Source organism: Pelomonas sp. Root1237 (genome assembly GCF_001425055.1).
In the GTDB taxonomy this organism is placed as follows: Bacteria; Pseudomonadota; Gammaproteobacteria; order Burkholderiales; family Burkholderiaceae_C; genus Pelomonas.
On record NZ_LMDK01000016.1, the window covers coordinates 1040978 to 1066226 of the forward strand.

General features: G+C 67.1%; 23 protein-coding genes. 15 read left to right on the forward strand and 8 right to left on the reverse strand.

The window, feature by feature from the left end; all coding sequences use genetic code 11:
- Positions 1–39 precede the first annotated feature (39 nt).
- From fliJ to fliR, 9 genes are all read left to right on the forward strand, one after another.
- Positions 40–495 carry a flagellar export protein FliJ gene (gene fliJ / locus ASC91_RS17540; RefSeq protein ID WP_056199287.1) on the forward strand — a complete coding sequence of 152 codons (456 nt, stop codon included), beginning with the start codon at positions 40–42 and terminating at the stop codon, positions 493–495.
- A gap of 13 nt (positions 496–508) precedes the next feature.
- Positions 509–1846 carry a flagellar hook-length control protein FliK gene (locus ASC91_RS17545; RefSeq protein ID WP_157281730.1) on the forward strand — a complete coding sequence of 446 codons (1338 nt, stop codon included), beginning with the start codon at positions 509–511 and terminating at the stop codon, positions 1844–1846.
- 134 nt (positions 1847–1980) lie between these two features.
- Positions 1981–2580, forward strand: coding sequence for a flagellar basal body-associated FliL family protein (locus ASC91_RS17550; protein WP_056199292.1), 600 nt, complete (start codon positions 1981–1983; stop codon positions 2578–2580).
- Positions 2581–2593: 13 nt separating this feature from the next.
- On the forward strand, positions 2594–3598 hold the full coding sequence (gene fliM, locus ASC91_RS17555; RefSeq protein WP_056199294.1) for a flagellar motor switch protein FliM: 1005 nt from the start codon (positions 2594–2596) through the stop codon (positions 3596–3598).
- Positions 3588–4034 carry a flagellar motor switch protein FliN gene (gene fliN, locus ASC91_RS17560; protein WP_056199299.1) on the forward strand — a complete coding sequence of 149 codons (447 nt, stop codon included), beginning with the start codon at positions 3588–3590 and terminating at the stop codon, positions 4032–4034. Before fliM ends, fliN begins: the two co-directional genes overlap by 11 nt.
- A gap of 187 nt (positions 4035–4221) precedes the next feature.
- Positions 4222–4545 (forward strand): flagellar biosynthetic protein FliO, encoded by a 324-nt coding sequence (locus ASC91_RS17565; RefSeq protein WP_056199301.1) that lies wholly within the window; start codon positions 4222–4224, stop codon positions 4543–4545.
- On the forward strand, positions 4535–5281 hold the full coding sequence (fliP, locus tag ASC91_RS17570; protein WP_056199304.1) for a flagellar type III secretion system pore protein FliP: 747 nt from the start codon (positions 4535–4537) through the stop codon (positions 5279–5281). The genes ASC91_RS17565 and fliP overlap by 11 nt, the downstream gene beginning before the upstream one ends.
- A gap of 60 nt (positions 5282–5341) precedes the next feature.
- Positions 5342–5611, forward strand: coding sequence for a flagellar biosynthesis protein FliQ (fliQ, locus tag ASC91_RS17575; RefSeq protein ID WP_056199307.1), 270 nt, complete (start codon positions 5342–5344; stop codon positions 5609–5611).
- A 646-nt stretch (positions 5612–6257) separates the two neighbouring features.
- Positions 6258–7022: a flagellar biosynthetic protein FliR gene (gene fliR, locus ASC91_RS17580; RefSeq protein WP_056199310.1), complete on the forward strand. Its 765-nt coding sequence runs from the start codon at positions 6258–6260 to the stop codon at positions 7020–7022.
- Here the strand turns inward: fliR and ASC91_RS17585 are convergent.
- The 6 genes from ASC91_RS17585 to ASC91_RS17610 form a co-directional block, all read right to left on the reverse strand.
- Entirely contained in the window at positions 7019–8335 is a 1317-nt protein-coding gene (locus ASC91_RS17585) for an ABC transporter permease (RefSeq protein WP_056199315.1), read from the reverse strand. The genes fliR and ASC91_RS17585 overlap by 4 nt on opposite strands.
- A 2-nt stretch (positions 8336–8337) precedes the next feature.
- On the reverse strand, positions 8338–9507 hold the full coding sequence (locus ASC91_RS17590; protein ID WP_056199318.1) for an ABC transporter permease: 1170 nt from the start codon (positions 9505–9507) through the stop codon (positions 8338–8340).
- A gap of 88 nt (positions 9508–9595) precedes the next feature.
- A complete protein-coding gene (locus ASC91_RS17595; protein WP_056199321.1) occupies positions 9596–10282 on the reverse strand; it encodes an ABC transporter ATP-binding protein in 687 nt (228 codons plus the stop codon).
- A 4-nt stretch (positions 10283–10286) separates the two neighbouring features.
- On the reverse strand, positions 10287–11507 hold the full coding sequence (locus ASC91_RS17600; protein WP_200955298.1) for an efflux RND transporter periplasmic adaptor subunit: 1221 nt from the start codon (positions 11505–11507) through the stop codon (positions 10287–10289).
- A 216-nt stretch (positions 11508–11723) separates the two neighbouring features.
- Entirely contained in the window at positions 11724–12371 is a 648-nt protein-coding gene (locus ASC91_RS17605) for a response regulator transcription factor (protein ID WP_056199324.1), read from the reverse strand.
- The gene (locus tag ASC91_RS17610; protein WP_056199331.1) at positions 12368–13525 is read right to left on the reverse strand and encodes a response regulator; all 1158 of its coding nucleotides are present in this window, start codon (positions 13523–13525) and stop codon (positions 12368–12370) included. Before ASC91_RS17610 ends, ASC91_RS17605 begins: the two co-directional genes overlap by 4 nt.
- A gap of 197 nt (positions 13526–13722) precedes the next feature.
- Between ASC91_RS17610 and ASC91_RS17615 the strand changes: the two genes are divergently transcribed.
- The 5 genes from ASC91_RS17615 (at position 13723) to ASC91_RS17635 (ending at position 19518) form a co-directional block, all read left to right on the forward strand.
- Positions 13723–14190, forward strand: a complete 468-nt coding sequence (locus ASC91_RS17615) for a hypothetical protein (protein ID WP_056199334.1) — start codon at positions 13723–13725, stop codon at positions 14188–14190.
- Between the two features lie 54 nt (positions 14191–14244).
- Positions 14245–14607: a response regulator gene (locus ASC91_RS17620; RefSeq protein WP_056199337.1), complete on the forward strand. Its 363-nt coding sequence runs from the start codon at positions 14245–14247 to the stop codon at positions 14605–14607.
- Positions 14608–14632: 25 nt separating this feature from the next.
- Positions 14633–16756 carry a chemotaxis protein CheA gene (locus tag ASC91_RS17625; RefSeq protein ID WP_056199340.1) on the forward strand — a complete coding sequence of 708 codons (2124 nt, stop codon included), beginning with the start codon at positions 14633–14635 and terminating at the stop codon, positions 16754–16756.
- Between the two features lie 29 nt (positions 16757–16785).
- Positions 16786–17310 carry a chemotaxis protein CheW gene (locus ASC91_RS17630; protein ID WP_056199343.1) on the forward strand — a complete coding sequence of 175 codons (525 nt, stop codon included), beginning with the start codon at positions 16786–16788 and terminating at the stop codon, positions 17308–17310.
- Positions 17311–17397: 87 nt separating this feature from the next.
- Entirely contained in the window at positions 17398–19518 is a 2121-nt protein-coding gene (locus ASC91_RS17635; protein WP_082532755.1) for a methyl-accepting chemotaxis protein, read from the forward strand.
- A 28-nt stretch (positions 19519–19546) separates the two neighbouring features.
- On the opposite strand, the gene ASC91_RS17640 is transcribed toward ASC91_RS17635, so the two are convergent.
- Both ASC91_RS17640 and alaS read right to left on the reverse strand, forming a co-directional pair.
- Positions 19547–20683, reverse strand: coding sequence for a serine hydrolase (locus tag ASC91_RS17640; RefSeq protein WP_056199347.1), 1137 nt, complete (start codon positions 20681–20683; stop codon positions 19547–19549).
- A 250-nt stretch (positions 20684–20933) separates the two neighbouring features.
- Positions 20934–23558: an alanine--tRNA ligase gene (alaS, locus tag ASC91_RS17645; RefSeq protein WP_056199355.1), complete on the reverse strand. Its 2625-nt coding sequence runs from the start codon at positions 23556–23558 to the stop codon at positions 20934–20936.
- Between the two features lie 105 nt (positions 23559–23663).
- On the opposite strand from alaS, the gene ASC91_RS17650 reads away from it, so the two are divergent.
- Positions 23664–25148 (forward strand): NAD-dependent succinate-semialdehyde dehydrogenase, encoded by a 1485-nt coding sequence (locus ASC91_RS17650; RefSeq protein WP_056199358.1) that lies wholly within the window; start codon positions 23664–23666, stop codon positions 25146–25148.
- Positions 25149–25249: the final 101 nt, after the last annotated feature.

Below are 25249 nucleotides of genomic sequence, written 5' to 3' on the forward strand. Positions count from 1 at the left end.
CCCCTGTCGGGGTCGCCGGGCGCTGTGCTGGAGTTTGAGATGAGTGCACCCGCCAAAGACACACTGAGCCTGCTGTTGGAACGCGCCGAGAACGAGCGCGACGCCGCCGCTCAGGCCTTGCATGCCGCCAGCACCCAGGCCCAGGCCGCCCGTGCCCAGCATGGCGAGCTGTCCGGCTACCGTCAGGACTACCAGCAGCGTTGGACGCAATCCTTCGCCCAGGCCACGACCATGGACATCGTCGGCTGCTACCAGAGCTTTGGCCGCCGCATCGACCAGGCCGTGGACACGCAGGGCCACGTCGCCAGCCACGCCGACCAGCGCCAGGTGCGCGCCCGCGAGGCCCTCGGCCAGGCCGAGATGCGCGTCGCCGCCCTGCGCCAGCTGATCGCCCGCCGCCAGGCCGAAGCCGCCAAAGCGGTGCAGCGCAGCGAACAGCGCGCCACCGACGAATTTGCCGCCCGCGCCCACCTGCGCCGCATGGCGCACGCCTGAGGAGGCCGCCACCATGCTCGCCTCCTCGCAGACCATCGCTCCCAAGCCGGCCGCCCTGCCCTCCGTTCAAGCTTCTCAGCCCGCCCACCCCGCCCTGCCCGGCAGCGGTTCGGCCGGCGGGCCGAGCTTTGCGCAATTCCTGAACGACCAGCCTGGGTTGCCGACGCCGCCGGCCCACGCCGATCCGGTGCCGCGCGAGCCTGAGTCCCCGACCCACGAGCCCGCGCCAGCTGCCGCCACAGCCACAGCCACAACCCGCCGCCCTGCCGCGCCTGCACCCGCCAAGCCGGCGCAGGGCCGCACGCCCGACGCTGCAGCTTCGGCCAAACCCGAGCAGGGAGCCGTCAGCGGCGAGGCAGGCGATGACAGCACCGTCGCCACGACCGACGGCGACGGCGCGCAAGACCTTGAAACCTCCGGCCTGGCCGAGTTCACCCAGCTCATCGGCCTGACGCCGCCGGCCTTGCCCGCCCAGGCCGCTTCGTCAGCCGCCCAGGCCGCGCTGCCGGGCGCCGAGGCCACGGCAGACGACACGCCTGGCGGCAAGCATGTCGCCCGCGGGCGCATCAACCGGCTGGCCGACGACGACAGCACATCAACCGCCCGCGCCGGTACCGGCGCTGATGCCGCTTCGGCTGGAGCTTTCGAGCGCCGCCCGGCGGACGCCACCTCACAGGACGTCGCGCCTCGCGCCAAGAGCGTGGAACAAGCCATTGCCGCCGACAAGGTGGCGGCACGCGCGGCCATCCACAGTGACGCCCTGCAAGCCGCCTCCTCCGGCGATGCCAGCACGGCTCACGCGGCCACCTCGCCTGATGCCCTCCCCACCAGCTTCGCCGCGGTGCTCGCCCAGGCCATGCCGGCCCTGGCGGCCGCGGCCGACACCGCACCGGTCAGCGCCAGTGGCCAGGTTCAGGCCGCCGTTCACAGCAATGCCTTCGCGCCCGAGCTTGGCGCGCGCGTCAGCCTGCTGGCAGTGGACGGTGTGCAGCAGGCCGAGTTGCAGCTCAACCCGGCCGACATGGGCCCGGTGGCGGTGCAGATCGTCATCGACGGCTCCCAGGCGCAGGTCTCCTTCCATGCCGCCCAGGCCGAAACCCGCCAGGCGCTGGAGCAGAGCCTGCCCGACCTGGCGGCCGCGCTGCAGAGCCAGGGACTGACCTTGTCGGGAGGGGGCGTCTTCCAGCAAACCCAGCAGGATCAGAAGGATCCCAGGGGCAGCGATGCCGACGCCGGCAACAGCGGTGACGACCGCAGTTCGCGCACGACGACCGGCGGCGGGCGCATCGCCGCCGGCACCGCGGCAGCACCCGCCCGGCGCGCCGTCGGCCTGCTCGACACATTTGCCTGAAGCTGAAGCGGAAATAGGCACACCTCGCTCCAGCTAATCGGCGCTTGCCCGGCGGGCCCGGGGTCAATAATCCAGCGCATGTGCCCACGGCCTGCAGTGGCTGGCCTGGGCGATGGACGTCTCAAGGAGTGCTCATGGCGACTGCGCCGGCTGCTGCGGAAACTGCCGCGCCCAAGGGGGGCGGCAGCAAGAAGCTCATCATCATCCTCGCCGCCGTGCTGGTGCTGGTGCTGGTGGGCGGCGGCGCGGCCGTCATGCTGCTCAAGAAGAAGCCCGTGGCCGAGGACGGTGAAGACGGCGCCGAAGCCACCACCGAGAGCCCGGCCAAGCCCAAGGCCCACGCCAAGAGCGACCACCCGCCCACCTTCGTGCCGCTGGACCCCTTCACGGTCAACCTGGCGGACAAGGACGTGGACCGCTTCGCCCAGATCGGCATCACGCTGCAGGTCGAAGACCCGAAGTTCGCCGACCAGATCAAGGCCTACATGCCCGCCATCCGCAGCAATGTGCTGATGGTGCTGGCGCACAAGACCGCCGCCGAGCTCTTGACCCGCGAGGGCAAGGACAAGCTCGCCAAGGACATCATGCGCGAGTCGGTGCGCCCCATGGGGATCGAGCTCGACGAGGACGACGAGCACGAAGCCGCCGACGCGCCCAAGAAGAAAAAGAAGAAAAAGGCCCACGTCGAAAGCCCGGTGACGCAAGTCCTGTTCTCCAACTTCATCGTCCAGTAAGCCTGGGTCAGCAATGAATCAGCAGATCCTTTCCCAAGACGAAGTCGATGCACTGCTCCAGGGCATCACCGGCGAGAGCCAAAAGCTCGAGCAGGAAGAGGAGCAGGTCGGCGGCATACGCGAGTACAACCTCGCCAGCCAGGAACGCATCGTTCGTGGGCGCATGCCCACGATGGAAATCATCAACGAACGGTTCGCGCGCAACATCCGTGTCGGCCTGTTCAACTTCATCCGCAAGAGCCCGGAAGTCGCCATCGGCGGCATCAAGGTGCAGAAGTACAGCGCCTTCCTGCGCGAGATCGTCGTCCCGACCAACTTCAACATCGTGTCGGTGAAGCCGCTGCGCGGCAGCGGGCTGATCGTCTGCGACCCGACGCTGGTGTTCGCCGTCATCGATTCCCTGTTCGGCGGCATCGGCAAGTTCCACGCCCGCATCGAGGGCCGCGACTTCTCGCCCACCGAGCAGCGCGTCATCACCCGCATCGTCGAGGTCATCCTCGCCGAGTACCACAAGGCCTGGAAGGGCATCTATCCGCTCGAGCTGGAATACCAGCGCTCGGAGATGCAGCCCCAGTTCGCCACCATCGCCACGCCTAGCGAGATCGTCGTGTCGACCTCGTTCACGCTGGAAATCGGCGAGACCAGCGGCACCATTTATTTCTGCATCCCCTACTCGACGCTGGAACCCATCCGCGACGTGCTGTATTCGACGACGGTCGGCGACTCCTCCGAGCCGGACCGGCGCTGGATCAATCTGCTCAAGACCCAGATCCAATCGGCCGAAGTTGAACTGGTGGCGGAGCTGGGCACGGCGCCGGCCACCGTCGAGCAATTGCTGGCCTTCAAGCCGGGCGATTTCATCGAACTGGACCTGGACCCCATGATCCAGACCAAGGTGGACGGCGTGCCCGTCTTCGACTGCCACTACGGCACGTCCAACGGGCGCTATGCCCTCAAGATCGACAAGATGCTGACCGGCCCTCAAGAGAGCTGGTTGGGAGCCAAACATGAGTCCTGATTCACCCAGCCAAGAAGAACAAGACGCGATGGCGGCCGAGTGGGCCGCGGCGTTGGCCGAGGCCGCGCCCGCACCCTCCACCGCGACCGAGGTCGTTACCGAGGTGCCGGAGCAGGTTTCCACGCCCAGCTTCGCCAACTTCACGCCGACCAGCGGCGCGGGTCCGGGCAACGACATCAACATGATCCTGGACATCCCCGTCCAGCTGACCGTTGAACTGGGCCGCACCCGCATCCCGATCAAGAACATCCTGCAACTGGCTCAGGGCTCGGTCGTGGAGCTGGACGCGCTGGCCGGCGAGCCGATGGATGTGCTGGTCAACGGCTACCTGATCGCCCAGGGCGAGGTGGTGGTCGTGAACGACAAGTTCGGCATCCGGCTGACAGACATCGTCACGCCTTCCGAGCGCATGCGCCGCCTGTCCAAGGCGGCATAAACGGCCCACCCCGTACCGGCTTCGCCGGCCCCCTCAAGGGGGCAACGCCGTCTGCCCGGCAAAGCCGGATCAGCGGCTGCCCTCGACGTCGCCGCGCCTACGGCAGCGGCGGTCTTTGGACAACCAAGGGTTTGCGCTGCCATTTAGGGGGTTCGCCGGCTCAAGTCCGTCCGCAGAATGCCGAGGCATGAATGCTTCCGGCCTGCTCCCCTTTCTCTGGTTCCTCGGCATCGTCGCGCTGATCCCGGTCGCGCTGTGGCTGCTCAAGCGCACGCCGCTGGGTGGCTCAGCGGCCACCGGCGTGCTGCGTGTCGTGGCGCAACTGCCCACGGCGCCGAACCAGCGCATCCTCGTCGTCGAGGTCGGCCAGGGCGATGACCGCCGCTGGCTGGTGCTTGGGGCCACGGCCCAGAACATCACGACGCTGCATGTGATGCCGCCGCAGGCCGAGCCCGTCCCGCTAGCCAGCTTTGCCAAGCTGCTGAGCAAGGAGCGCCAAGATGCGTCTTAAGCCCCTGCTTGGCGCCACGTTGCTGCTCGCAGCCGGTGCCGCCTTTGCCCAAGCCCAGACGCCGCCGGCCACCGTGCCGCTGCTGATTGGGCAGGGTGCGGGCGGCAGCTACTCGGTGCCGATCCAGACGCTGCTGTTCTTCACCGCCCTGGGCTTCCTGCCCGCAGTCATCCTGATGATGACGGCCTTCACGCGCATCGCCATCGTGCTGAGCCTGATGCGCCAGGCGCTGGGCACGCAGGCCGCGCCGCCCAACCAGGTCATCGTCGGCCTGTCGCTCTTCCTGACTTTCTTCGTCATGAGCCCGACGCTGGACAAGGTCTACGCCGAGGCCTGGCAGCCCTACAGCGCCGGCACCATCCAGTTCGACGAGGCCTTGAAGCGCGCCGAGGTGCCGATGCGCGGCTTCATGCTCAAGCAGACGCGCCAGGCCGACGTGGCCCTGTTCTCGCGCCTGGCCAAGCTGGATGCCAGCGTCAAGGCCGAGGACGTGCCCTTCAAGGTGCTGGTGCCGGCCTTCGTGACCAGCGAGCTGAAGAGCGCCTTCCAGATCGCCTTCCTGATCTTCATCCCCTTCCTCGTCATCGACATGATCGTGGCGAGCGTACTGATGAGCCTGGGCATGATGATGCTGTCGCCCGTGCTCGTCGCCCTGCCCTTCAAGCTGATGCTGTTCGTCTTGGCGGACGGCTGGAATTTGCTTCTTGGTTCTCTTGCAGCGAGCTTTGTGACTTAGTCAGTTGGGGACAGAGCTGTCGGCGAGTACGCCTCCAGGTCAGTCCCGCAAAGGAAACAGATGGACGCACAACAAGTCTTCACCTTCGGCCAGCAAGGCCTCTACATGATGATGCTGGTCGCCGCACCAGTGCTCATCGTCGTGCTGCTCGTCGGCGTCGTCGTCAGCGTGATCCAGGCGGCCACGCAGATCAACGAAGCGACGCTGTCCTTCGTACCCAAGGTCATCGCCACGGTGCTGACGCTGGCCGTTGCGGGGCCGTGGATGATGACGACGCTGGTGGAGTACATCCAGCGGACGTTGATGACGATCCCGAACGTGGTTGGGTAGGTTGGCGCCGTGAGTGGGCGGCTGGTCAATGCTTCGGGTTGGCGCCACGTTGCCGGGAGTCCGTCCCGGCGGCCGGGTAACTTTCTTCTGCGGGGCCAGAAGAAAGTCACCAAAGAAGAGGCCCTGAACCGCACACCAGCACCACATGTGAGTGGTCAGACGCGAACCGCTGCGCTCTCGCTGCTGTCCCTGTCACCAGCACCATCCATCGCCCCGCCTGCCCGCTTAACGCGCGGCTGCACGCCGGGCTCACCAGAAAACCAAATACAACGTCGCTCGGGCGACGCGACGGCTAGTTGCGCTCGGCGGCGTCGCCCCAGCGACGCGGTATTCCCTGATAAGCCCGGCGTGCAGCCGGCGTTAAGCGGCGTGAAGGGGCAATGGATGGCGCTCTCCACAAGGACAGCAGCGAGAGCGCAGCGGGTCGCGTCTGCCCGTAATGCAGGTGAGTGTTTTCGCGCGACGCTCATGGCGTCGTCGCGATCGTGTGCGGTTCAGCGCCTCTTCTTTGGTGACTTTCTTCTGGCGCCGCAGAAGAAAGTTACCCGGCCGCCGGGACGGACTCCCGGCAACGTGGCGCCAACCCAAAGCACCGAACGCAGCACGTCCTCAGGCGACAGGCAATAACCGGAGCAACAAACACCAAATGTTCTCCGTCACCGAAGCCCAACTCCTCGCCTGGTTGAATCCACTTTTGTGGCCCTTCATCCGCACGCTGGCCCTGTTCGCCGGCATGCCCACCTTCAGCCAGCGCAATGTGCCGCTGCGCCTGCGCGTGGGCCTGGCCCTCTTCATCTCGGTCGCCTCCCAGCCCTCACTGCCGGCGATGCCGGTCACGCCGCTGGACTCGCTGCCCGCGCTGACGCTGCTGGTCGCCCAGCAGCTGCTGATCGGCCTGTCCATGGGCTTCGCGGTGCGCATCGTCTTCGCGGCGCTGGAGTTCGCCGGCGAAATCATCGGCCTGCAGATGGGGCTGAACTTCGCCGGCTTCTTCGACCCCAGCACCGGCGCTCAGGGCACCGCCAGCGCACGCTTCTTCGGCAGCATGGTGGCCTTCCTGTTCATCGCCATCAACGGCCATCTGCTGCTGATCAACGCACTGATCCAGAGCTTCCACGCCTTCCCGGTGGGGGGCGAGCCCTTCGCCTTCCTGCGCGTGGCCACGCCCCAGCAATGGGGCGCGGAGATCTTCAGCATCGGGCTGTGGATCGCGCTGCCGCTGATCACGATGCTGATGTTCGTCAACCTCGTGCTCGGCGTCATCTCGCGCGTCGCGCCTCAGATCGGTGTCTTCTCGGTCGGCTTCCCGCTGACCGTCAGCATCGGCCTGATCGGCATGGTGGCCACCCTGCCGCTGATGCAGACGCCGTTCATGGTGGCGCTGGAGCGTCTGCTGTCAGCATTCAGTTAGGCCTCGCGCAACGCCGTCGTCACAGGCAGCGAAGCCGCCCGCACCGCAGGGAACAGGCCACCCACGAAGCCGATGGCCAAGGCCCACTTGATGCCCTCCCACAGCAGTCCCGGCGACACGGCCAGGTTGAAGCTGAGTTTGCCGACCGAGCCGGCCGCCATCGTGGAGGCCTCGTAGCCGTTGAAGATCAGCCAGGCGATGCCGCCGCCGATGAGGCCGCCGATCAAGGCCAGCAACGTTGTCTCCAGCATCACGGCGACAACGACCGGCAAGCCGCGAAAGCCGATGGCCCGCAGCGTGGCGATCTCGCGGGCCCGGGCGGCCACGGCGGCGAACATGGTGTTCAGCGCGCCGAACACCGCCCCCACGGCCATGATGGAGCCGACCACGATGCCGATGATGCGCAGGATCTTGGTCATCTGCTCGCTCTGCTTGGCGAAGAACTCCACCGTCGTGGTCGCCTTGACCTTGAGCTGCGGGTTGTTCTCCAGCGATTCGCTGAAGGCCTTGATCGCTGCCGGGCTGTCCAGTTTCACCGTGGCCGAGTTGGCACCGTTGCCACGCCGGTAGGCGTCGTTGACCATCGTGGCGTCGCCCCACAGTTCGGACTCCATCGCGTCGCCTGAGGCGAAGATGCCGACGACGGTCCAGGGCTGGTTGCCGAGCTTCAACGTGGCGCCCACCGTGAGCCCGTCGAACTGCCGCACCGCGCCCTTACCGACGACCAGTTCCCGCAGGCCCGGCTGGAAAACCTTGCCCTCGACGATCTTGACATTGGGCCGCACGGTGAAGGCGGCTTCGCTGATGCCGCGCACCTGGGCGCTGCCCTGGTCGCCGGCCTTGCCGCCCTTGACCGGCAGGTTGGCCGCCACCACGGTTTCGGCCGAGAGGATGGGCTCGCCCTTGGCGTTGCGGGACACCCCAGGCGCCTGCCCGATCTGCACGACGTCCTCCCGCGTCAGCGACGACGACACCTCGTTGGCGGATGCGCCGCGCATGACGATGGCGGTGTCCAGGCTGCCCGAGTTGCGCAAGGTCTGCGCATAGCCCTCGGCCATGGCCAGCAGCGACACGAGCACACCCACCACGCCGGCAATGCCGACGACGATGACGGCCGAGGAGCCCAGCCGCTGCGTCAGTGTGCTGATGCCCACCGAAGTGACCGAGAGCGCCTGCGCGCCGCTGCGAAAGAGCAGCATCCACAGCGCCAGCAGCGCGGCCAGCGCGAGGGCGCCATACCAAGGCATGAGGATCCACGCGGCCAGCATCAGGACGGTGAGGAGGATGAGGCCGAAGTTCTTCAGGAATTTCATGCTCATGCCCTCCCGGCCAGTGCATCGGTGATGTTGATACGCATGGCGCGCAACGCCGGCAACGCGCCGACGGCCAAGCCGAACAGCAGGGCCAGGCCCACGCCGATCATCCAGCTGTCCACCCCTGCCGCCGGCAGGTTGAGTGCGCCGCCGCTACCCTGACTGACGATGGGGCCGATGACGCTGGCCAGCCCCAGGCCGGCCGTGCCGCCGATCAGCAGCAGCAGCACCGACTCAGCCAGCACCATCGAAAGCACGCTCTCACCCGAGAAGCCCAGGGTCTTCAGCACCGCGATCTCGCCGGTGCGTTCACGCACGGCCTGCATCATGGTGTTGCCGGCCAGCAGCAGCAGCGTGAAGAACACCGCACCCATGATGGAGGTGACGATGAGGTTGATGTCGGCCACCTGCTTCATCCAGCTGGACATGGCGGCTGCCTCGGTCTGGGTGCGCGTCTCGTGGTCGGAGTTGGCCGAGATCTCGTCGATGGCCTTGAGCACGCGGTCGGCCTGGTTCACATCCTTGACTCGCGTCACGTACCAGCCCACCTGGCCCTGGTTCCAGGGCGTGGTGTCGTCGAAGTATTTCCAGTTCAGCAGGAACATCTGGTCCCACCAGCCGGCCGCCTTCCTGTCCGCCACGTGGATGATGCCGACGATCTGGAAGGGCCAGTTCTGGCTGCCGTTGCGGTCCGGGAAGATGGTGGACTGCATGGGCACCTGGTCGCCGACCTTCCAGCCAAATTTGCGCGCCAGGCCTTCGCCAACCAGGGCGCCATTCTTGGTCTCGGCAAACGCCTTGCGGTGCTCGGCCGAGACTTCCATCTCGGGGTAGATGTCGAGGTAGTTGGGTGCGACGGCGAAGCTGAAGACCGCGTTCTCGGGCTTTTGGTAGGCGCCGCCGAACCAGTTGGCGAAGGCCACATCCTTGACGCCGTCGATCTGCGAGATGCGTGCGCCCAGCGACATCGGCAGCAACTGGATGAAGCTGAGCTTGGAGCCCGTCTGCAACCGTTGGGCGCCGTTGGCACTCTTGCCGGCCTGGTCGAAGCCGACGCGCACCGCGTCCAGCAGGCCGAACAGCAAGAAGGCCGTGATGATGGACACCAGGGTCAGGAAGGTCCGACCCTTGCGCCGGAACAGCGCCGCCCAGATGAGATGAAGGTATTTCATGCCAGCCTCCGCAGAGCCGTCTCAAAGAGGCTGGACGCCCCCTCGGGGGGCAGCGAACAAAGTGAGCGTGGGGGCATCATCTGCTCCTTCAAGCGGTGGCTTCGGTTACCAGCGTGCCCTTGTCCAGATGCAGCGTGTGGCTCGCTCGGGCCGCGGCGCGCGGGTCGTGGGTGACCATGACGATGGTCTTGCCATGATCGCGGTTGAGGGCCTGCAGCAGCGTCAGCACATCCTCGGCGGATTGCCGGTCCAGGTCGCCGGTGGGTTCGTCGCAGACCAGCAGCGTCGGGTCCGACACGATGGCCCGCGCGATGGACACGCGCTGCTGCTGGCCGCCCGACAGTTCGGTCGGCTTGTGCGAGGCGCGGTCGGCCAGGCCGACGAGCTGCAGCGCAATCGCCGCGCGCTTCTTGCGCTCGCCCGCTGACAGCTTGGTCAGCAGCAGTGGCAGCTCGACGTTCTTCTGCGCCGACAGCGTGGGCATCAGGTTGTAGAACTGGAACACGAAGCCGACGCGCGAGGCGCGCCACTTGGCCAGCGCCGCGCCGGACAGCTTGTCGATACGTTCACCGCCAACGCTGATGGCGCCGCCGCTGGGAGCGTCCAGGCCGCCAATGAGGTTGAGCAGCGTGGTCTTGCCGGAGCCCGAGGGGCCCATCAAAGCAAGGAAGTCGCCCTGCTGCACATCCAGCTCGATGTGGTGGAGCACTTCCACCTTCTGCTTGCCACGGGTGTAGACCTTGGACAGGTCACGGATCTCGATCAGTGCGCTCATCTCTTCAGTCCTTCTTCACGATGTTGGAACCCTGCTTCAGCTCGGTGGGCGGCGCCAGCACGACCGTCTCGCCCGCCTTCAATCCGCTGGTGACCAGCTTGAACTTGCCCGCGTCGGCGCCGAGCTTCACGGCGCGCTGCTCCGCGCGATCGTCATGGGCGACGAACACGGCGTCGCCGCCGTCGCGCTGCACCAGGGCCTCCGGCGGCAGCAGCACGCCGGGTACCGGTTTGGCTTCGGTCTTGGGCTTGGCCGCCAGGAAGCTCACGCGCACGCCCATGTCGGGCACCAGGCGTTCGTCCTTCTTTTCCAGTGCCACACGCACCTTGACCGTGGCCTTGCCACGATCGGCGCTCGGGATGACGGCAACGACATGGGCCGGGATCTTCCAGTCCGGGTAGGCGTCGAGAACGGCCTCGCACGGCATGTCGGGCTTGACCTGGGCGATGTAGGCCTCGTTGACGTCGACGTTCACCTCCAGCGAGTCCATGTCGACGATGGTGCCCACGCCGGTACGGGTGAACCCCCCGCCGGCGGACAACGGCGAGATGATTTCGCCCACCTGCGCCGCGCGGGCCGTGACGACGCCATCAAACGGCGCCCGCACGGTGGCGTAGTCGAAGTTGACGCGAGCCTGCCGCGCCTGGGCCTGGGCGGCCTCGATCTGGCGCTGAGACGCTTCCATCTGCGCGGACACGGTCTTCACCGCCGTGGCCGCCTGCTCGCGCGACTGGCGCGTCGTCATGCCGCTGGCGTTCAGCTCGGCCTGGCGGCGCTCGTCGGCCTGGGCCTGGGCGAGCTGGGCGCGCACCTGGCCGAGATTGGCTTCGGCCGTGCGGATCTGCGCCTGGGCCGCGGCGAGGCCCGCCTTCAAGCCGGTGTCATCGAGCCGGGCCAGGACCTGCCCCTTCTTGACCTTGAAGCCCTCGTCGATGAGCACCTCAGTCAGCGTGCCGGTCATCTGGGCCGAGACGGTCGCCATGCGGCGCGCCGTCACATAACCCGTCGCCTGCAGGACTGCATCGGCGCCGGCGCCCTGACCGTTGGCGCGGACCGTGACCGTCTGCACCGGGATCGGCTTGTTCCCCGACAGCCACCACCAGGCCCAGGCGCCGCCCGCGGCCAGCAGCACGACGGCCACCACCAGGGACCAGACCCACTTGGGCGGCCCGCCGTCGCCATGGTCCTCGCGATGCGCACCGTCGATGCGCAACTCTTTCAGCAATCCGGTATCGATGACATGCCCCCTGAACAGTTGGCTTGGGCGGACCCTCAGGCCCGCAGCAGCACCGGTCTTTCGACCACCCATTTGGAACCGGGGCGGATTGTGCAGTGGCTGCTGCCACAGCATGTCATCAATCGATGGACGGCGTCTGGCGGTGGCGAATCGACAGCCAGAGGCGATGAACGGCGGCGGTCAGGCTTGGCGCGCCGGCGTCATTCAGCTGGCGACGAGTCCGTTGCGGATGGCATAGACCGTCAACTCGGAGTTGTTGCTCAGGCCCAGTTTCTCCAGCATGCGGGCACGGTAGACGCTGACGGTCTTGGGGCTGAGCATCAGCTCCTCGGCGATGTCGGACAGCCGCTTGCCCGAGGCGATCATGACCAGGGTTTGCAGCTCGCGGTCGGAGAGCTTGTGGTGGGCCTGCTCGGTGACGGGCGCGGTCAGGCTTTCGACCAGCATCTGCGCGATCTCGGGCGTTACATATTTTCGGCCCTGGGCCACGGTGCGCACGGCCTGCACCAGCGTGGCGGGGTCGCCGCCCTTGTTGACATAGCCATAGGCGCCGGCCTTGAGCGCGCGGATGGCGTACTGGTCCTCGGGATACATGGACACGATCAGCGTGCGTACCGGGTTGCCCTCGTCCTTGAGCACATGCAGCACGTCCAGGCCGGAGCGGCCGGGCATGTTGATGTCCAGCACCAGCACGTCGCAGGGGTTGTCCTTGCCCAGGGTGTGCAGCAGGCCGCGCAGCTCGGTGTAGTCGCCGGCCTCGCCAATGACCTCGATGTCCTGGGCATCCGCCAACGTGTCACGGATGCCGCGGCGGATCAGGCCGTGGTCGTCGCAGAGGATGACCTTGATCACGCGCGTCCCCAGATGGATTGGCCGTCATCCTTGCCGAAGTCGGTCGAGTCGTCCAGTGCGTCGATGGCGTCCTGGGCCAGCGGCACGGTCAGGATCAGGCTGGTGCCGCCGCCCGGCGGGCTGGACAGGTCGACCCAGCCGCCCACCGTCGCGGCGCGCTCGTGCAGGCCACGGATGCCGAAGGACCGCTCCTTGGCGAGGTCGCCCCGCCCCATGCCGCGCCCGTTGTCGCGGATCTCCAGCGTCAGCACGCCGGAGTCCTGGCTGAGTTCGATGTCGACCCGGGTCGCCAGCGCATGCTTGGATACATTGGTCAGCGCCTCCTGCGCCGTGCGGTAAGCCACCAGCGGCACGCCGGAGGGCAGCGCCAGCCGCTCTTCGCCGATGCGCAGGCCAGCCTCGATGCCGGTGCGGCGTTCGAAACGGGCCGTCATCCACTGCAGGGCGGCAACCAGGCCCTGCTCCAGGATAGCCGGACGCAGGTTGTGCATGATGCGCTGGCTGGCCTCGATGGCGGCATTCACGGTCTCCAATGCCGCGGCGACGCGCTGGCGCACTTCGGGCTCCTGGGCATGGCGATCGATCCAGGCGAGGTCGAACTTGACGGCGGTCAACGACCCGCCGACGTCATCATGGATCTCCCGCGCGATGGCGGCCCGCTCCAGTTCGACGCTGGTCTGCAGGTGGCCGGCCAGCTGGTGCAGGCGCTGCTTGGACTTGACCAGTTCGTGATCGGCGGCCACACGGGCCTTTTCGTTCTCGGCGGCGTCGATGGCATGCAGCAGGGCCGGTGCCAGCCGGTTCAGGTTGTTCTTCAGCAGGTAGTCGGAGGCGCCATTGCGCATCGCGCCCACGGCGGTGTCCTCGCCGATCTCGCCGGAAACGAGGATGAAAGGCGTCAGCAGCTGGCGCGCCTTCACCGCCTCCAGCACATCCAGGCCCGAGTAGCCAGGCAGGTTGTAGTCCGAGATGATGGCGTCCCAGGGGCGCTCCAGCGCGGCCAGCACGGCGGGCAAGGCGTCCAGCCTCTGCATCTCGACCTTGAGCCCCGCACGGCCGAGCTGGGCAAGGATGAGTTGATGGTCGAGTTCGGAATCCTCGACATGCAGCACACGCAGGACCCGGGGCGCCTGCTCCACAGCAGAAATCGTCATGGGGGCGCAGTATGCCGCCGCTCGCGGCAGGTGGCCCGGCGCCACACTCGACGCGGGTCAGAGCGGTAATACGGCTCGTTCTCGTGACATCTCCAGGTCGACAGGGGCCGAAAAAGGAGTGAACATGCCATGATGCATTCGCCCTGAGGGTATCCACAGGGCTGGGACAAGAAGCAGCATCCCCTCGCGGAGACACGATGCAGACAGAACCTTCCACCGCCGCCGAATTCGATGGAGCCGTGGCCGCCATGCCGCTGCTGGCGGCCGCGGAACTGCAGGATCACCTGATGACGGTGACGAACGACCTTGAGCGCCTGCAGCGCCTTCTCGACGATGCCGGTGAAGCCCTGTCCACGCATTTCTACAGCGCGTCCGGCGAGGTCATGTCCCTGCTCAGCAGCAGCGACGGCACGCCGGCCTCCGAAGGCCTGAAGCAGATCATGCAGGACATTGCCGGCGCCATCACCGCGCTGCAGTTCCAGGACATGGCGACCCAGCTCATCGCCCACACCAGCCAGCGCCTGCGCAACTGCGCCGACCAATTGGCCCGCGACGCCTTCGGTGCGGATGATGAGGACGGCGCGGCCGTCGTCGAGATCGCACCGCTGCGGCCCAACCCGGTCACGCAGGATGAGATGGACGCCGGCTCCATCGAACTTTTCTGAATCCCCCCAAGCTAAATTCAGCCCCCAGGCAACGTTCTCTCGGAGAAAACTCAAATGCACTCAATCCTCGCTGTCGACGATTCGGCCTCGATGCGCCAGATGGTGGCCTTCACGCTCAAGAACGCCGGCTTCAACGTGGTGGAAGCTGTGGATGGGCAGGACGCCTGGGAGAAATCGGGCCAGCGTGATTTCGACCTGGTGCTGACCGACCAGAACATGCCGCGCATGGATGGCATCAGCCTGACCAAGAAGCTGCGCGAGAACCCCAAGTTCAAGACCACGCCCATCCTGATCCTGACCACCGAGTCCAGCGATGCGATGAAGCAGGCGGGCCGGGCTGCCGGCGCCACCGGCTGGCTGGTCAAGCCCTTTGACCCGGCCAAGCTGATCGAAGTGATCGGCAAGGTCATTCGCTGAAGTTCGGTCCACCGGAGCAACAGCCATGGGCGACATGACCACAGAAGGCGCCAGCATCAGTGCTGGCATCGACCTCAGCCAGTTCTACCAGGTCTTCTTCGAGGAAGCCGGCGAGAACCTCGACAACATGGAGCGGCTGCTGCTCAATGTGAACGTCGAGGCGGCCGACGACGAGGAGTTGAACGCCATCTTCCGCTGCGCCCACTCCATCAAGGGTGGCGCGGCAACCTTCGGCTTCAGCGACGTCGCCGAGCTGACCCACCAGATGGAGACGCTGCTGGACAAGCTGCGCCGCCACGAGCTGCAGCCCAACGCCGCCATGGTGGACGTGCTGCTGCAGTCCGGCGACGCGCTGCGCACCCAGCTCGCCCGCCATCAGGGCTCGGGCGGCGACGTGTTCGACACGACCGACCTGCTGGTCAGCATCAAGAGCTTCGTCGAAGGTGGTGGCGCGCCCGCACCTGCGGCAGCCGCTCCGGCGCCCAAGGCGGCAACCGCGCCCGCTGCCGCCGCGCCCGCCGTACCGCTCAAGTCCGGCGCGCGACTGCTGGAGCTGCAGGTCGGCCCGCTGACCGACCTCAGCCTGGCCGACAACCTGGTCGAGCTGTTCAAGGAAATCACCGACCTCGGCAACATCGAGCCGCTGGACGCCGGCCAGAGTTCCGACGGCATGCGCCGCTTCAAGGTACTGACCAGCTCGACCGACAACGATCTGCTGGATCTCTTCACCTTCCACGTCGCCCGCGAGCAGGTCAAGCTGATCCCGCTCGGCCCCGGCTTCGGCTTCTACGACGGTGCGCCCGGCGCACCACCGGCCGAAGCACCGTCCGCCGACCCCGGCTACGGCTTCTTCGATGACGCCCCCGGCGTGCCCGAAAGTGTCGCTGCGGCAGCGCCCGCCGCGGAGGCCGCGCCCACGGCCGCCATCGTGCCGACGCGCCCCGCCACGCCGGTCGCCAAGGCCGAGGCCAAGCCCGCGGCCATGGACCAGACGACGCTGCGCGTGTCGATCGAGAAGGTCGACCAGCTCATCAACCTCGTCGGCGAACTCGTCATCACCCAGGCCATGCTGGCCCAGAACAGCCGCGAACTCGACCCGGCGATGTACCAGCAGCTGACCTCGGGCCTGGCCGACCTGGAGCGCAACACGCGCGATCTGCAGGAATCGGTCATGTCGATCCGGATGATTCCGATGTCGACGGTCTTCAACCGCTTCCCGCGCATGCTGCGCGACCTGGCGGCCAAGTTGGGCAAGAAGGTCGAACTGGTCACCCAGGGTGAAGCCACCGAACTGGACAAGAGCCTGGTCGAGAAGATCACCGACCCGCTGACCCACCTGGTGCGCAACAGCTGCGACCACGGCATCGAGATGCCGGAAGACCGCACCGCCCGCGGCAAGCCCGAGCAAGGCACGATCACGCTGGTCGCTTCCCACCAGGGCGGCAGCATCGTCATCGAGGTTCGCGACGACGGCCGCGGCCTGAACCGCGACAAGCTCATCAAGAAGGCGCGTGAGAAGGGCATCGACGCGCCGGACACGATGACCGACGCCGAGTGCTGGAGCCTGATCTTCGCGCCCGGCTTTTCCACGGCCGATGTGGTCACCGACGTGTCCGGCCGCGGCGTCGGCATGGACGTGGTCAAGAAGAACATCACGTCGCTGGGCGGCACGGTCGAGATCGACTCGGCGGAAGGCTACGGCATGAAGGTGTCCGTGCGCCTGCCGCTCACACTCGCCATCATGGACGGCATGAGCGTGGGCGTTGGCGACGAGTGCTACATCCTGCCGCTGTCCTCCGTCGTCGAATCCTTCCAGGTGCAGTCCGACACCATCAAGACCGTCGCCGGCTCCGGCCGCGTCGTCGAGGTGCGTGACGAGTACATGCCCGTCATCGAGCTTGAGAAGGTGTTCGACGTGCCGCGCTTCGACTTCGAGCACGTCAGCTCCATCATGGTCGTCGTCGAGGCCGAAGGCGGCCGCGTCGCGCTGCTGGTGGACGAACTGCTCGGCCAGCAGCAGGTCGTCGTCAAGAACCTCGAAGCCAACTACCGCAAGGTCAATGACGTGTCCGGCGCCACCATCATGGGCGACGGCCGCGTGGCCTTGATCCTGGACGTCGGCAGCCTTGTGCGTCGTTCGCGCCATTGAACCATCACACACATAACTAGGAGGTCTGCATGGAAGCCAGCAACGTCCCTGCCCTGCGCCAACCCGGTGCCCTCAGCGCCAAGGCCCATGGCCCCAAGAGCGGCGAGTACCTGACCTTCCGCCTGGGCTCCGAGGAATACGGCATCGACATCCTGAAAGTGCAGGAGATCCGTTCCTACGAGCAGCCCACGCGCATCGCCAATGCGCCGGACTTCATCAAAGGTGTCGTCAACCTGCGCGGCGTCATCGTGCCCATCGTCGACCTGCGCCTGAAGCTGAACTGCCCGAGCGCCGAGTACAACAGCTTCACGGTCGTCATCGTGCTGAACGTGAAGAACCGCGTCGTCGGCGCCGTCGTGGATTCGGTCTCGGACGTGCTGGAGCTGAGCCGCGACGCGATCAAGCCGGCCCCCGAGTTGAGCTCGGCGTCGGTGGATACCAGCTTCATCACCGGCATCGGGTCCGTCGGCGACCGCATGTTGATCCTGATGGACATCGAAGGCCTGATGAGCAGTGCCGAGATGGGCCTGATGGAAGCGGCCATCGCCGCTTGACCGCCCTGCCCTGATTCCTGTTCACGTGCCCCCCGCAACGAGGCGGGGTGTGCGGAGCCTTGCTTGCTTTGGCCCCTGGAGATTCGCATGAGTCAGCCCAACAACTCCATTGCCCGCCAGGTGTCTCTGACCGGCGCAGTCGCCGTTGCAGTGGTGCTGCTGGGTGTCAGCCTTATCGTCGGCACACTGCTGAAGCGGTCCGCCAATGACCAGGTGCAGACCTGGGTGGGCGACAAGGCCGAGTCGCTGATCGACGCGATGCAGGCGATGGACGACGTCGCCGCCAAGCAGATCCAGCGCAGCTTTGGCTCCTTCCGCCAGGATTTCGGCCCCAGCTTCACACTGGACGAAGCCACCGGCGACCTGCGCGACTGGGGCCCCAAGCTCAATGGCAACTTCACCCAGGTCGACAAGTTCGCGGCCGTCAACGGCGGTGTGGCCACCGTTTTCGCGGCCAAGGGCGACGACTTCGAACGCATCACGACCTCGCTGAAGAACGAGAAGGGCGAACGCGCCATGGGCACGATGCTGGGCAAGCAGCACCCTGCCCATGCCACGGTTTCCGCCGGCAAGCCCTACACCGGCCGCGCGCTGCTGTTCGGCCGCGCCTACATGACGCATTACGAACCGATCAAAAGCGACGCCGGCAAGGTCATCGGCATCCTCTTCGTCGGCTTCGACCTCGACGCCTTCGAGCTCGCCATGGACCGCATGGCCGGCAGCGCCAAGTTCTTCGAGCACGGCGGCACCTATATCGTGGCCGTGCCCAAGGACCCGACCAAGGCCCTGCTCGCCGCCCACCCGTCGGCCAAGGGCAAGCTGCTGTCCAGCGTCGCACCCGGCTTCGAGAAGACGCTGGCCGAACAGACCGCCAGCGCCGTCGTGCTGGACGACGTGCCCGATGTGCTGGGCAACGGCAAGACCGACAACTTCGCCGTGGCGCGCAAGAGCGAGAAGACCGGCTACTGGGTCGTCGCCCAGGTCTCACGCGGCGAGGCTCAGGCCGCCGGCCGCACGACGCTGTGGTTCTTCTGGGGCGCCCTCGCACTGACTGCCGTGGGCCTGGGCTTCGGGTTGATGTGGATGATGCGCCGTTGGGTCGCACAGCCGCTGGCCTCGCTGCAGAAGGCCGTCGGCGCGATTGCCGAGGGCGACCTGACCCAGTCGGTCAGCAGCAGTCGCAACGACGAGATCGGCTCACTGATCCAGGACACCGAGGGCATGCGCCAGCGCCTGGCCACCACCATCGGCACGGTGCGCAACTCGGTCGACAGCATCGGCACGGCCAGCACCGAGATCGCGACCGGCAACCTGGATTTGAGCCAACGCACCGAGCAGACAGCCAGCAACCTGCAGAACGCTGCTTCGTCCATGAGCGAGCTGACCGGCACCGTGCGGCAGACCGCTGACTCGGCCCGCACGGCCAACCAGCTCGTGCAGTCCGCCGTGGCGGCCGCGACACGCGGCGGCGAGGTCGTCGGCCAGGTCGTCACGACCATGGACGAGATCAATGTCGCCAGCAAGAAGATCTCCGACATCATCGGCACCATCGACGGCATCGCCTTCCAGACCAACATCCTGGCGCTGAACGCCGCCGTGGAAGCGGCGCGCGCTGGCGAGCAGGGCCGCGGCTTCGCGGTCGTGGCCGGCGAGGTGCGTTCCCTGGCCGGCCGCAGCGCGGAGGCGGCCAAGCAGATCAAGGCGCTGATCGGCAACAGCGTCGAGCGCGTCGAGAACGGCGCCCGCCTGGTGCAGACGGCCGGCACGACGATGGGCGAGATCGTCTCCAGCGTGCAGCGCGTGCAGGACATCATTGGCGAGATCAGCTCGGCCGCCACCGAGCAGAGCGAGGGCATCAATTCGGTCAACACCTCGGTCGTGCAACTCGACCAGATGACGCAGCAGAACGCCGCCCTGGTGGAAGAGTCCGCCGCCGCGGCCGAGAGCCTGAAGGAGCAAGCCCAGCGCCTTGTCGAGGCCGTCGCCGTGTTCCGCGTGGCCGGCAGCGAGCCGCAGCGCAGGGCCAGCGTCCCGGCACCGACGAAGGCGCACGCACCCGCTCCAAAGGCCGCAGCACCCAAGGCGCCTTTCAAGGCGGCAGCACCCAAGCCCGCTGCCGCGAAGCCCGCCTCCGTCGTCGCGCCCCGCCCTGCCCCGGCACCGGCACCGGCACCGGCGGCCGCCGAAGGCGACTGGGAAACCTTCTGAGCCCTGGGCGCTCCTTGTTGATGCCCGCCTAGGGCGCCATGGCCTTGAGCGTGGCAACTGCCACCGCGCGGACGGCTTTGTCGGCCTCGACGTCCTCGCTGGCGTTGCTGGTCACCAGCACGGCATCTTCGGTGTCCGGCTTCAGCACGATGAGGGCGAACCAGGCCTGATTGCTGCCGGTGTGGGCGAGGTGGCGGGCGTTCACGCCGGCCATGCTGTTCTGCGCCCGCCAACCAAGCGCAAACTTGCCGCCTTCACGCGCCGGTTGGTGCAACAGGTGGTAGGTCTGCGCCTTCAGCAGCTTGCCGCGTCCGTGCTCGCCGGCCATCTGGTCGACCGCGAACTTGGACCAGTCTTCCAGCGACATGGTGATGCCCCCGGCCGGCGCAATGACGGCGGGGTTGTCCGCCTCCACGCCTTCGACGGGTTCGCCAGCCTTGTGCCCCAAGGGCTGGCCGCGGTGGGTGGCACCAAACCCCGCGCTGCGCAGGCCCAGCGGCTCGAACAGCTCGCGTTGCAACAGGGTCTCGTAGGGCAAGCCAGCGGCGCGCTCGGCGGCCAGGCCGGCGATCAGCACACCCGAGTTCGAGTAGCCGTCGCCGGCACCGCGCGCAAAGGCGGGAGGCTGCGCCAACGCGATGCGGGCGAAGGCCAGGCGCTGTTCGTGCAAAGGGCGCTTGTCTTTGTAGAACACCGCCATCCAGGATTCATCAATGTCCGCTTGCAGGCCGGCCTGGTGTGCGAGCAGGTCACGCAGGGTGACGTCACGATAGGCGGCCTGCATGTCCACGGCCAGCTCGGGTAGCAACTGACTCAGCGGGGCGTCCCAGGACAACACGCCCCGTTCCACCAGTCGCGCGACCATCGTGGCCGTCATGGCCTTGCCGTTGGAGCCGAGGTGCCAGACATCGCCCGGCCGGACCGGTTCGGCGTCGCCCTTGGCGCGCAGGCCGGCCACCACAAGCTCCGTCACCTGGCCACCGCGTATCACCACGGCGCCCATGGCGGGCACCTTGCCGCCCACGCTGGTTTCGAGGCGAGCCTGCAGACCGAGGGTGGGCGCCGCCTTGACCGCAGACGCGGGCGCCTGCGGCGCATCGGCTGCAAGGACTGTGAACGAGGCGGCGCATGCGGCCAGGGCGATCGCGCAGATTCTGTGGTTCATCACGGGGTTTCTTCTGTTCTGGACACACCGATCCCGCGGCTCGACACGGCGAGGCAGGACCGCCCGCCATGCGGCATGGGGAGGGTTGGAGGGCCGGCGCAGTGTTGTCGGCGCCCTCCTCGCGGGCCAGCACTTGCCGACGAAACGCACGATCGTCGGCATGGTCGGCAGCTTGCTGCCCCAGGCCGTATCCACCAAAGAAAAAGGCCCGCGATCAGCGGGCCTGTTCAGGGCGGGGGCCAGGTGTTGACTACACGCGCTCAGCCACCCAGCCCGCCACGCTCTGCAGCGCCGCGGCCACGCCGGCCGGCTGCGTGCCGCCGGCCATGGCAAGGTCGGGCTTGCCGCCGCCCTTGCCACCGACCTGCTGGGCGACGAAGTTGACCAGCTCGCCGGCCTTGACCTTGCCAATGCTGTCGGCCGTCACGCCGGCTGCCAGCTGGACCTTGTCGCCGTCGACCGCGGCCAGCACGATGGCCGCCGTCTTCAGCTTGTCCTTGAGCTTGTCCATGGTCTCGCGCAGCGTCTTGGCGTCGGCGCCTTCCAGCTTGGCGGCCAGCACCTTGATGCCACCCACGTCCACGGCCTGGGCCAGCAGCTCATCGCCCTGGGCGGAGGCCAGCTTGCTCTTGGCAGCGGTGAGTTCCTTCTCCAACGACTTGATCTGGTCCAGCACCGCGTGCAGGCGGGCGCCCAGCTCGTGCGGCGAGGTCTTGAGCGTCATCGCGGCACCCTGCACCGTGGTTTCCAGCAGCTGCAGATAGGCCAGCGCGTTGTCGCCGGTGACGGCTTCGACGCGGCGGATGCCAGCCGCAACGCCCGACTCGGCCACGATCTTGAACAGGCCGATGTCGCCCGTGGCCTTCACGTGGGTGCCGCCGCACAGCTCCTTGGAGGAGCCGATGGACAGCACCCGCACCGTCTCGCCGTACTTCTCGCCGAAAAGCATCATGGCGCCCGACTTCTGCGCGTCGTCCAGCGCCATGACCTGGGCGTTGGCCCCGGCATTGCCCAGGATCTCGGCATTCACGAGCGACTCGACCTCGCGGATCTCCTCGGCCGTCATCGGCGCGTTGTGCGCGAAGTCGAAGCGCGTGCGCTCAGGCGTAACCAGCGAGCCCTTCTGCTGCACGTGGGCACCCAGCACCTCGCGCAGGGCCTTGTGCATCAGGTGGGTGGCGCTGTGGTTGCGCACGGTCTTGGCGCGGCGCTCGGCGTCAACGCGGGCAACGAACACATCGCCCACCTTGACCGAGCCTTCCACGACCTGGCCATGGTGGCCGAACACATCGGCCTGGATCTTGATCGTGTCCGCGACGACGACGCGCGTCGTGCCGTTGCGCAGCTCGCCGGCGTCGCCGACCTGGCCGCCGCTCTCGGCGTAGAAGGGCGTGTGGTCGAGCACGATGACGGCATCGTCGCCGGCCTGCGCCCCGTTGACCTGAGCGCCATCGACGTAGATGGCCGTCACCTTGCTGTGCTCGCAGACGAGGTGCTCGTAGCCGTGGAACTCGGTCGGCGCGCCGCTGTAGGCCAGGCCTTGCGCCATCTTGAACTTGCCGGCGGCGCGGGCGCGGTTCTTCTGCTCGTCCAGCAGTTCGTTGAAGCGCGTCTCGTCCACCGTCACGCCGCGCTCGCGGCAGACGTCGGCGGTCAGGTCGACCGGGAAGCCGTAGGTGTCGTGCAGCTTGAAGGCCGTGTCGCCATCGACGTTGCCGCCCTTGGCGAGGGCTGCTTCGAGGATTTCCATGCCGGTGGCGATGGTCTGGAAGAAGCGCTCCTCCTCCTGCTTCAGCACGTCGGTGACGCGGGCCTGCGCCTGGCGCAGCTCGGGGTAGGCCTCGCCCATCTCGGCACTCAGCGCCGCGACCAGCTTGTGGAAGAACGGCGTGCGTGCACCTAGCTTGTAGCCGTGGCGGATGGCGCGGCGGGCGATGCGGCGCAGCACATAGCCGCGGCCGGCGTTGCCGGGAATGACACCGTCGACGATGGTGAACGAGCAGGCGCGGATGTGGTCGGCGATGACCTTCAGCGACGGGCTGGTGGCGTCACAGTCGCCACCACCGGCCGCGTCCACAGCCTTCTTGGCCGCAGCCAGCAGCGTCACGAAGGTGTCGATCTCATAGTTGGAATGCACATGCTGCAGAACCGCAGCCAGGCGCTCCAGGCCCATGCCCGTGTCCACGCTGGGCTTGGGCAGCGGGTGCATCACGCCGTCTTCAGTCCGGTTGAACTGCATGAAGACGTTGTTCCAGATCTCGATGTAGCGGTCGCCGTCCTGCTCGGCCGAGCCCGGGGGGCCGCCAGCGACGTCGGGGCCGTGGTCGTAGAAGATCTCGGTGCAGGGGCCGCAGGGGCCCGTGTCGCCCATCATCCAGAAGTTGTCGGACATGTAGCGCGCGCCCTTGTTGTCGCCGATGCGCACGATGCGCTCGGCGGGCACGCCCACGGTCTTGTTCCAGATGTCGTAGGCCTCGTCGTCTTCCTCGTAGACGGTGACCCAGAGCTTGTCGGCCGGCAACTTGAAGTTGACCGTCAGCAGCTCCCAGGCATAGCTGATCGCGTCCTTCTTGAAATAGTCGCCGAAGCTGAAGTTGCCCAGCATCTCGAAAAAGGTGTGATGGCGCGCCGTGTAGCCGACGTTGTCCAGGTCGTTGTGCTTGCCGCCGGCGCGGATGCACTTCTGGCTGGTGGTGGCGCGTGAGTAGGCGCGCTTGTCAAAGCCCAGGAACACGTCCTTGAACTGGTTCATGCCGGCGTTCGTGAACAGCAGCGTCGGGTCGTCACCCGGCACGACGGGGCTGGACGCGACGATCTGGTGGCCTTTCGACTCGAAGAACTTCAGAAAGGTCTGGCGGATCTCGGCGGCTTTCATTCCGGGGCTTCCTGGAAAAGGTCTGTGACAAGGAGGGGCGATTGTAGAGAGGGGGCTTTACTTGCCCCGGGTAGAGTCCCGGGCGATACCTCTGGAGAACCCTTGATGGACGCGAATTCCCCACTGGACGCGCTCGACAACCCCGGCCTGCTGCGCACGCAGGCCCTGATCAATGGCGAATGGGTCGGCGGCTCCGCCACGTTTGCGGTCAACGATCCGGCTACCGGCCGCGAACTGGCCCAGGTGCCCAACCTCGGCCGCGCCGACGCCGATTCGGCGATCGCCGCCGCCGCCAACGCGCTGAACGCCTGGCGCAGCAAACCCGCCAAGGAGCGCGCCGCCGTGCTGGTGCGCTGGCAGCAGCTGCTCGTCAAGCACGCCGACGACCTGGCCCGGCTGATGACGGCCGAACAGGGCAAGCCGCTGGCCGAAGCGCGCGGCGAAGTCATCTATGGCGCCAGCTTCCTCGACTGGTTCGCCGAGGAGGGCAAGCGCGTCTACGGCGAGACCATCCCGACGACCGACCCGACCAAGCGCTACCTCGTCATCAAGCAGGCCGTCGGCGTCTGCGCGGCCATCACGCCGTGGAACTTCCCGTTGGCGATGATCACGCGCAAGGTCGCCCCGGCCCTGGCCGCCGGCTGCACCGTCATCATCAAGCCGGCCGAGGCGACGCCGCTGACGGCCCTGGCTGCTGCCGAACTGGCCCAGCAGGCCGGCATGCCGGCCGGCGTGCTGAACGTGCTGACGGCGGACTCCCAGCAATCCATCGAGATCGGTCAGGTGCTGTGCGAGAGCGATGTCGTGCGCCATCTGTCCTTCACCGGCAGCACGGAGGTCGGCCGCATCCTGATGAAACAGTGCGCGCCTTCCATCAAGAAGCTCAGCCTGGAGCTGGGCGGCAATGCGCCCTTCATCGTCTTTGACGACGCCGACCTCGACTCCGCCGTGGAAGGCGCCATCGCCAGCAAATACCGCAACGCCGGCCAGACCTGCGTCTGCGCCAACCGCATCTATGTGCAGGCGGGTATCTACGACGCCTTCCTGGAGAAATTCGCGGCCAAGGTCGCGGCGCTGAAGACAGGTAATGGGTTTGATGCCGGCATCAATGTCGGGCCGCTGATCGACGCTGCAGCGCTGGAAAAGGTCGAGACCCATGTCGCCGACGCCATCGCCTTGGGTGCCAAACTGCTGGCGGGCGGCAAGCGCATCGAGACCGCCGGCGGCAACTTCTTCGAGCCGACGCTGCTGGCCGATGCGACGCCGCAGATGCTGTGCTCGCGCGAGGAGACCTTCGGCCCGGTGGCGCCCATCTTCAAGTTCCAGACCGAAGAGGACGCGATCCGGTTGGCCAACTCCACCGAGTTCGGCCTGGCCAGCTATTTCTACAGCCGCGACATCGGCCGCATCTTCCGCGTCGGCGAGGCGCTGGAATACGGCATGGTGGGCGTCAACACCGGCCTGATCTCGACGGCCGAGGTGCCGTTTGGCGGCGTCAAGCAATCGGGCCTGGGGCGCGAGGGCGGGCGCCAGGGCATCGAGGACTATGTCGAGGTGAAGTACCTCTGCCTGGGCGACATCCACCGCTGAAAACCAGGCCCCGGCAACAAAAAAACCGCGAGGCAGCTTCTGGCTGCACTCGCGGTTGCCGAACCGACTGACCGGGCCTTGTGCACCCGGCAGTCAAGCTA

Coding starts and splice junctions, on each gene's coding strand:
- ASC91_RS17625 (WP_056199340.1), top strand. CDS start 14,633: ATGGGCGACATGACCACAGAAGGCGCCAGCATCAGTGCTGGCATCGAC.
- ASC91_RS17650 (WP_056199358.1), top strand. CDS start 23,664: ATGGACGCGAATTCCCCACTGGACGCGCTCGACAACCCCGGCCTGCTG.
- ASC91_RS17595 (WP_056199321.1), bottom strand. CDS start 10,282: ATGAGCGCACTGATCGAGATCCGTGACCTGTCCAAGGTCTACACCCGT.
- ASC91_RS17545 (WP_157281730.1), top strand. CDS start 509: ATGCTCGCCTCCTCGCAGACCATCGCTCCCAAGCCGGCCGCCCTGCCC.
- ASC91_RS17550 (WP_056199292.1), top strand. CDS start 1,981: ATGGCGACTGCGCCGGCTGCTGCGGAAACTGCCGCGCCCAAGGGGGGC.
- fliN (WP_056199299.1), top strand. CDS start 3,588: ATGAGTCCTGATTCACCCAGCCAAGAAGAACAAGACGCGATGGCGGCC.
- ASC91_RS17640 (WP_056199347.1), bottom strand. CDS start 20,683: ATGAACCACAGAATCTGCGCGATCGCCCTGGCCGCATGCGCCGCCTCG.
- fliQ (WP_056199307.1), top strand. CDS start 5,342: ATGGACGCACAACAAGTCTTCACCTTCGGCCAGCAAGGCCTCTACATG.
- fliM (WP_056199294.1), top strand. CDS start 2,594: ATGAATCAGCAGATCCTTTCCCAAGACGAAGTCGATGCACTGCTCCAG.
- ASC91_RS17590 (WP_056199318.1), bottom strand. CDS start 9,507: ATGAAATACCTTCATCTCATCTGGGCGGCGCTGTTCCGGCGCAAGGGT.
- ASC91_RS17565 (WP_056199301.1), top strand. CDS start 4,222: ATGAATGCTTCCGGCCTGCTCCCCTTTCTCTGGTTCCTCGGCATCGTC.
- alaS (WP_056199355.1), bottom strand. CDS start 23,558: ATGAAAGCCGCCGAGATCCGCCAGACCTTTCTGAAGTTCTTCGAGTCG.
- fliJ (WP_056199287.1), top strand. CDS start 40: ATGAGTGCACCCGCCAAAGACACACTGAGCCTGCTGTTGGAACGCGCC.
- ASC91_RS17630 (WP_056199343.1), top strand. CDS start 16,786: ATGGAAGCCAGCAACGTCCCTGCCCTGCGCCAACCCGGTGCCCTCAGC.
- ASC91_RS17635 (WP_082532755.1), top strand. CDS start 17,398: ATGAGTCAGCCCAACAACTCCATTGCCCGCCAGGTGTCTCTGACCGGC.
- ASC91_RS17615 (WP_056199334.1), top strand. CDS start 13,723: ATGCAGACAGAACCTTCCACCGCCGCCGAATTCGATGGAGCCGTGGCC.
- fliR (WP_056199310.1), top strand. CDS start 6,258: ATGTTCTCCGTCACCGAAGCCCAACTCCTCGCCTGGTTGAATCCACTT.
- ASC91_RS17610 (WP_056199331.1), bottom strand. CDS start 13,525: ATGACGATTTCTGCTGTGGAGCAGGCGCCCCGGGTCCTGCGTGTGCTG.
- ASC91_RS17620 (WP_056199337.1), top strand. CDS start 14,245: ATGCACTCAATCCTCGCTGTCGACGATTCGGCCTCGATGCGCCAGATG.
- fliP (WP_056199304.1), top strand. CDS start 4,535: ATGCGTCTTAAGCCCCTGCTTGGCGCCACGTTGCTGCTCGCAGCCGGT.
- ASC91_RS17585 (WP_056199315.1), bottom strand. CDS start 8,335: ATGAAATTCCTGAAGAACTTCGGCCTCATCCTCCTCACCGTCCTGATG.